Source organism: Actinomadura napierensis (genome assembly GCF_039529375.1).
GTDB classification, from domain to species: domain Bacteria; phylum Actinomycetota; class Actinomycetes; order Streptosporangiales; family Streptosporangiaceae; genus Spirillospora; species Spirillospora napierensis.
In genome coordinates this window covers 1-3,322 of the sequence record NZ_BAAAMR010000237.1, presented here as the reverse complement: position 1 = coordinate 3,322, position 3,322 = coordinate 1, and the positions used below count along the sequence as shown (strand labels likewise).

Sequence of the window (3,322 nt, the reverse complement as noted above, 5' to 3'; positions counted from 1 at the left end):
CGGCCGGCCGCGCCCGCGACCGCTACTCCTGGGCGCGCGTCGCCGCCGACACCGCCGGCGTCTACGAGCGCGCCGCCGCGCTGAGCGGGGTGGCCGCCTGATGACGACCACCACGCAACGGGTCGCGCGGACGCGGACCGCGACGGCGCAGGACCGGCGGGTGGAGGCGATCGCCGAGGCGGCGCGCGAGGTCCGCGCGCAGGTCCCCACCATCGAGGCGTGGGGCCGCCGCCTGGCGGGCGTGCTGCGCGCCGGCGGACGGCTGCTGGCCTGCGGTAACGGGGGCAGCGCCGCGGAGGCGCAGCACCTGACGGCCGAGCTGGTCGGCCGGTTCGAGGACGAGCGGCGGCCGCTGTCGGCGATCCCGCTGCACGCCGACACCTCGTCGCTCACCGCGATCGGCAACGACTACGGCGCGGTGCAGGCGTTCGCCCGGCAGGTGCAGGCGCACGGCCGCCGGGGGGACGTGCTCGTGTGCCTGTCGACCAGCGGCCGCAGCCCCAACGTGATCGCGGCGGCGGACCGGGCGCGCGAGCTCGGGATGACCGCGTGGGCGGTCACCGGGCCCGGCCCGAACCCGCTCACCGACGCCTGCGACGACGCCGTCACCGTGCGGGCGGACACGACGTCGACCGTCCAGGAGATCCACCTCGCCGCGGTGCACCTGCTGTGCGGGGTGGTCGACGACGCGCTGGGGGTGACCAGATGAGCGCACCACTGGTCGTGGTGGGCGACGTCCTGCTCGACGTCGACATCGTCGGCACGAGCAGCCGGCTGTGCCCGGACGCGCCCGTCCCGGTCGTCGAGCAGGCGGAGGAGCGCCCGCGCCCGGGCGGCGCGGGCCTGGCCGCCCTGCTCGCGGCGGCGGACGGGCGGGAGGTCGTGCTCGTCACGGCGCTCGCCGACGACGACCCGGGGCGGCGGCTGCGCGCGATGCTGGAGCGGCACGTGGAGGTCGCCGCGTTCCACCTGCACGGCGGCACGCCCTGCAAGCTGCGCATCAGGTCGGGAGGCCAGTCGGTGGCGCGCCTGGACGCCGGGGAAGGGCAGGCCCTCGACGGGCCCGTCGGTCCGCGCGTCACCGACGCCATCGCGGGGGCGGGCGCGGTGCTCGTCTCCGACTACGGGCGGGGCGTGACCCGGCACCGCGCCGTCCGGTCGCTGCTGAGCGCCCTGCCGCGCGGGGTCCCGATCGTGTGGGACCCGCATCCGCGCGGCGAGCCGCCGGTGCCCGGCACCCGGCTGCTCACCCCGAACGAGGAGGAGGCGGCCCGGCTCGCCGCCGCGGACGGCGCCGACATCACCGGGTTCGGGCTGTCGGCGGCGGGCCGGCGCGGCCGGCATCTCGGCCGGTCCTGGGGCCTGGAGGGGGTGGCGGTCACGCTCGGGTCCGAGGGCGCGCTGCTGTGCGACGGGTCGGAGGCGCCGTTCCTGGCGCCCGCCCAGCCGGCGCGCGGCGACTCCTGCGGCGCGGGCGACAGCTTCGCGGCCGGGACGGTGGAGGCGCTCGCCGATGGCGGGACGCTCGCCGGCGCCGTCACCGAAGGCGTGCGGCGCGCGTCGGAGTTCGTCCGGGCGGGCGCCGCGGCGGCCGTCGCGACGCAGCTCGCCGAGACCGGCACGGCCCGGCTCGTCCCCGAGCGCGGGGAGGACGCCTGGGACGTGGTCGAGCGGACGCGGCGCGCGGGCGGCACGGTCGTGGCGACCGGCGGCTGCTTCGACCTGCTGCACGCCGGGCACGTCAGCATGCTCCAGCAGGCCCGGCGGCTCGGCGACTGCCTGATCGTCTGCGTCAACTCCGACGCGTCGGTGCGCCGCCGCAAGGGCCCGACCCGCCCGGTGACGCCCGCCGCGGACCGCGTCCGGGTGCTGGAGGCGCTCAGCGACGTCGACGCCGCGGTCGTGTTCGACGACGACACCCCGGCGCCGCTGCTGGAGCGGCTGCGCCCCGACGTCTGGGTCAAGGGCGCCGACTACGCCGGGACGATCCTGCCCGAGGCCGAGACGGTCCGGGCCCACAACGGCGAGGTGGTCCTGCTGCCTCTGCTGGAAGGGCGCTCCACCACGCGCCTGCTGTCCACCACGAAGGGAAACGCGTCATGAACGTCCTCATCACCGGCGGGGCCTCCGGACTCGGCGCGGCCGTCGCACGGAAGGTCGCCGACGACGGAGGACGCCCCCTCATCCTCGACCGGCACCCTCCGAAGGACGACTTCGAGCACATGCAGGCCGACCTGGCCGACCGGCGCTGCGCCGAGCGCGCCGTGCACGGCCTGGCGCGCTCGGCGGGCGGCCTCAACGCGGTCGTGACCGCCGCCGGGACCGACGCGTGCGGCACCCTGTGCGACGTGCCCGCCGAGGACTGGGAGCGGGTCGTCCAGGTGAACCTGCTCGGCACCGCCGCGGTGATCCGCGCCGCGCTCCCCTACCTGGAGAACGAGCCGAGCGGGCGGATCGTCACGGTCGCCTCGACGCTGGGGCTGCGGGCGGTCAGCGACGCCACCGCGTACTGCGCGTCGAAGTTCGGCGTCGTCGGGTTCACCCGCGCCCTCGCCGCCGAGCTGGCCGGGAAGGTCGCGGTCACGATGATCGTGCCGGGCGGGATGGACACCGCGTTCTTCGAGGGGCGCACCGAGCAGTACAAGCCCGGCCCGGACGCCAAGCTGAACAAGCCGGAGGACGTCGCCGCCGCGATCGCGTTCGCGCTGGCGCAGCCGCCCGGCTGCGAGGTCCGCGAGATGGTGGTCTGCCAGTCGGAGGAGACCTCGTGGCCGTGACGGCCGCGCGCCGCGCGCTGGTGCTGCGGGCGCTCGGCCTGGGCGACCTGCTCACCGCCGTGCCCGCGCTGCGGGCGCTTCGGCGCGGGATGCCCGGCGCGCGGGTCACGCTCGCCGCGCCGCCCGCGCTGGCACCGCTGGCCCTGGCCACGGGCGCGGTCGACGACGTCCTGCCGGCGGACGCGGGCCTCGGCCCGCTGCCGCCCGCCGGGCCCGTGGACGTCGCGGTCAACCTGCACGGCCGTGGCCCGCAGAGCCACCGGCTGCTGGCGGCGCTGCGGCCCGGCCGGCTGATGGCGTTCGCGCACACCGGCGCACTGCACACCGACGGCCCGGACTGGGACCCCGGCGAGCACGAGGTGGCGCGCTGGTGCCGGCTGGTGTGCGCCTACGGGTTCGACGCCGACCCGACCGACCTGGACCTGGCGCCCCCGCCGGTCGTCTCGCCCGCGCCCGGCGCCGTCGTCGTCCACCCGGGCGCCGCGTTCCCGGCGCGGCGCTGGCCGGCCGAGCGGTTCGCGGCGGTCGCGGCGGCGATGCGCGCC

Annotated in this window: 4 protein-coding genes; all 4 read left to right on the top strand. The window is 78.0% G+C overall.

The features are described from left to right. Nucleotides 1-100: 100 nt before the first annotated feature. A complete protein-coding gene (locus tag ABD296_RS49035) occupies nucleotides 101-709 on the top strand; it encodes a D-sedoheptulose-7-phosphate isomerase (protein ID WP_344285302.1) in 609 nt (202 codons plus the stop codon). Next, nucleotides 706-2,103: a PfkB family carbohydrate kinase gene (locus ABD296_RS49030; RefSeq protein ID WP_344285300.1), complete on the top strand. Its 1,398-nt coding sequence runs from the start codon at nucleotides 706-708 to the stop codon at nucleotides 2,101-2,103. Before ABD296_RS49035 ends, ABD296_RS49030 begins: the two co-directional genes overlap by 4 nt. Beyond that, nucleotides 2,100-2,777, top strand: a complete 678-nt coding sequence (locus ABD296_RS49025) for an SDR family oxidoreductase (RefSeq protein ID WP_344285298.1) — start codon at nucleotides 2,100-2,102, stop codon at nucleotides 2,775-2,777. Before ABD296_RS49030 ends, ABD296_RS49025 begins: the two co-directional genes overlap by 4 nt. Beyond that, a partial coding sequence (locus ABD296_RS49020) for a glycosyltransferase family 9 protein (protein ID WP_407061591.1) occupies nucleotides 2,768-3,322 on the top strand: 555 nt, incomplete at its 3' end. The genes ABD296_RS49025 and ABD296_RS49020, both read left to right, overlap by 10 nt.